This window comes from Coprobacter sp., from assembly GCF_982436375.1.
This window is the reverse complement of the sequence record NZ_CEWDCG010000267.1, coordinates 1-3,225: the sequence shown is the minus strand read 5'-3', so window position 1 is coordinate 3,225 and position 3,225 is coordinate 1. Positions and strand designations below refer to the sequence as shown.

4 protein-coding genes are annotated in these 3,225 nt (G+C 37.2%); all 4 read left to right on the top strand.

What is annotated here, in order from left to right; genetic code table 11:
• On the top strand, positions 1 to 527 hold a 527-nt coding region (locus AC1WHX_RS11435; protein WP_481229393.1), incomplete at its 5' end, for a TlpA family protein disulfide reductase.
• 78 nt (positions 528 to 605) lie between these two features.
• On the top strand, positions 606 to 1,349 hold the full coding sequence (locus AC1WHX_RS11430; RefSeq protein WP_022600645.1) for a tetratricopeptide repeat protein: 744 nt from the start codon (positions 606 to 608) through the stop codon (positions 1,347 to 1,349).
• Between the two features lie 35 nt (positions 1,350 to 1,384).
• Positions 1,385 to 2,233: a 50S ribosomal protein L11 methyltransferase gene (prmA, locus tag AC1WHX_RS11425; RefSeq protein WP_122338395.1), complete on the top strand. Its 849-nt coding sequence runs from the start codon at positions 1,385 to 1,387 to the stop codon at positions 2,231 to 2,233.
• The coding region (locus AC1WHX_RS11420; RefSeq protein WP_481229391.1) for a LacI family DNA-binding transcriptional regulator at positions 2,230 to 3,225 on the top strand (996 nt) is incomplete at its 3' end. The genes prmA and AC1WHX_RS11420, both read left to right, overlap by 4 nt.

Here is a 3,225-nt window from a genome sequence, read left to right as displayed (position 1 = left end):
CACCTGAGGAGCAAGCTGCGATAATCCAGGATGCAAAGCCGTTTTTTAAAGAAGATCGTATGATACAGACGTTTTCGGATATTTTAGAACATACCCGAAATATTGCTGTCGGAATGCCATATGTTGATTTAAAAATGCAAGATCCGAAGGGAAAAGAGGTCTCATTATCTGATTACGTCGGAAAAGGGAAATATGTGTTGGTCGATTTTTGGGCTTCATGGTGCGCTCCTTGCCGAAAACAGATGCCGACATTAATCAGTTTATATGATCGGTTTAAAAATAAGAACTTTGAAATTATCGGTGTTTCGTTTGACAATAATAAAAATGAGTGGATTCAATACATTCAGAATGCAAAACTTCCGTGGCCTCAGATGAGTGATTTGAACGGATGGGAGTCTGAAGCAGTATTACTTTATGCGATACAAGGCATACCGCATACGATATTAGTAGATCCGCAAGGAAAAATTGTAGCAAAAGATTTGAAAGGATCAGCTTTGGTGAAGAAATTAGAAGAAGTCCTGAAATAATTTGAATAATAAGACTATCTTTGCATTGTCATACAAAAGAGAGGTGTAGGCCTCTCTTTTGGCATTAATTAAGAAGAAATGAAACGAATATTTATTTTTACTATTTTGTCTTTGTGTATAGTGTCGGGGGGTAAAGCCCAGCAGATTGATTATAAAGCTACAGCATTTAACTTATTTTTGAATGGAAAAATTTCCCAGTGGCCGTGGGTCATTAATAAGATGGTTGCTGATCCTAAATTGCAAGATACAGAAGGACAGTTGGAAATTTTAACATATTATTATGGCTTGGTCGGTCATTTGATGGATGTCGGACAGAAAAAACAGGCATCGGAGAATTTGCGGAAGGCTAATGAGCTTGCGATGAAGCTGTATAAAACAAATCCGGACAATCCTCTTTTACTTGGTCTCATGTCTAATTTGACAGGTTTTCAAATAGCCCTATCCCCTTTGAAAGCTACAACCTTAGCTAAAGGTATGATGAATAAAGCTAAAAAATCTATTGCTAAAGGGCCGAATGATCCGCATGTAAATATTTTATATTCGAATATCTTGTTCTATATGCCGGGAATCTTTGGAGGAGATACGGAGAAAGCGTTACAAGGTTATAAAAAAGCTTTACAAACAATGGAAGCTGATCCCGAGTTGAAAAAAAATAATTGGATGTACATTCAATTAATGGTAACAATCGGGGTCGTAGAAGAAAAACGAGAGAATTATGTGGAAGCTCAGAAAATGTATCGTAAAGTTTTAGAGTTATATCCGGAATATGCACATGTGAAAAATGTTTCTTATCCTCGTTTATTGGAAAAAATGAAAGGTTGATACGATTTTAGTTTATCTCATTAGCTTATAAAAGGATGAATTATATTGAAGTTAAAATACAAATAACCCCCTGTTCCGAAGTAAGTACAGATTTGCTTTCTGCATTTTTAGGGGAAATCGGATTCGATAGTTTTGTTTCTTTTGAAGAAGGACTTTTTGCGTATATTCCGTCATCTTTATTCGATGAAGATCGTATGAAACGATCGTTCGTTTTAGTTCCGGTCGATTGTGCAATCGATTATTCTGTAATCGAAATTCCAGACCGTAATTGGAATGAAGAGTGGGAAAAAAACTATTTTACACCTATTGTAATTGGAAATGAATGTGTGGTTCACAGCTCTTTTCATACCGATATACCCGAGGTAAAATATGACATTTTGATAGATCCGAAAATGTCGTTTGGTACGGGACATCATGAGACAACAAGTACTATGATGGAAATGATGCTTAAAACTTCATTTGAGAACAAGGTTGTGTTGGATATGGGATGCGGAACGGCCATATTGTCTATTTTGGCGAGTATGAGAGGTGCGAAATCTGTCACGGGAGTTGATATCGATGAGTGGGCCTATGAAAATGCTCTTGAAAACATTCAATTGAATCATATTTCGAATATAGATATTTTGTTAGGAGGATCGGAACAAATTGCCGGTAAAAAATATGATATTATATTGGCGAATATAAACCGGAATGTTTTGTTGGAGAATATGAAAATTTATAGTGCTTGCATGAATGAAAATTCTGAACTTTATATGAGTGGATTTTACAAAGAGGATATTCCTGTGATATGCGAAGAGGCAAATCATTGCGGGTTAGTATTGGAAACTTATACCGAGAAAAACCGATGGGTGGGTACTAAATTCGTAAAGAAAGGTAATATATGAAACCATTGCAAAAGGTCACGATATATGATTTAGCCAAAGAACTGAATACCTCGGCTTCAACCGTTTCACGAGCTTTGCAAAATCATCCGAGAATTAGTGAAAAGATGAAAAAAGCGGTGTCGGAGCTCGCAGAGAAGATGAATTATCATCCCGATCCGGTAGCCCATCATTTAAGAACGGGAAAAGGATCGGTTATCGGAGTTATTGTTCCGAGGATCGACCGTCATTTTTTCGCTTCGGTCATCGGAGGAATCGAGAGTGTTGCTCATGCTGCTGGTTATAGTGTTTTAGTTTCTCAGTCGAACGAACGTTGGGAAGAAGAAAAGAATATCGTGAAAACTATGCTTGCGAAGAAAATCGATGGTTTAGCAATATCTTTAGCTTCAGAAACTACAGATTATAAACATTTTGATGCTGTTATTAGCAGAGGAGTACCGGTCGTTTTTTTTGATAGAGTTCCGTTAGACAAGAGGAGCAGTTGTGTGAGAATAGATAATCGAACAGCGGCCTATAATGCAGTAATGCATTTAATAAAGCAGGGGTGTACTCGCATAGTTCATTTATCAGGACCTCAGGCTATTAGTGTTTATAAAGACCGACAAGACGGATATGTTCAAGCTTTGATGGATTCGGATATTCGGGTAGATTCATCTTTAATTTTTGAAAACAGTATCACTTTAGCGACAGGTGAAGAAGCTGGAAAAAAGATACTTGCAATGCCTGTTCTTCCGGATGCGATTTTTTCCGCCGGAGATTATTCGGCAATGGGGGTTATGCATGTTTTGAAAAAAAATGGCGTGAAAGTTCCTGAAGACATTGCTATTGTCGGATTTGCTAATGAACCTTTTGATTCTTTTGTAGAGCCTCCTTTAAGTTCTGTTGATCAGGTAAATAAAAAAATGGGTGAGACAGTAGCTGAAGTTTTATTAGAAGAAATGTCTGTTGATCCGGAAAACCGAAAATGGGTCGATAAGGTATTGGACTCCTCTTTG

Bases quoted from the DNA above. Each gene is read 5' to 3' on its own strand.
- prmA (WP_122338395.1), top strand. From the start codon at position 1,385: ATGAATTATATTGAAGTTAAAATACAAATAACCCCCTGTTCCGAAGTA.
- AC1WHX_RS11430 (WP_022600645.1), top strand. From the start codon at position 606: ATGAAACGAATATTTATTTTTACTATTTTGTCTTTGTGTATAGTGTCG.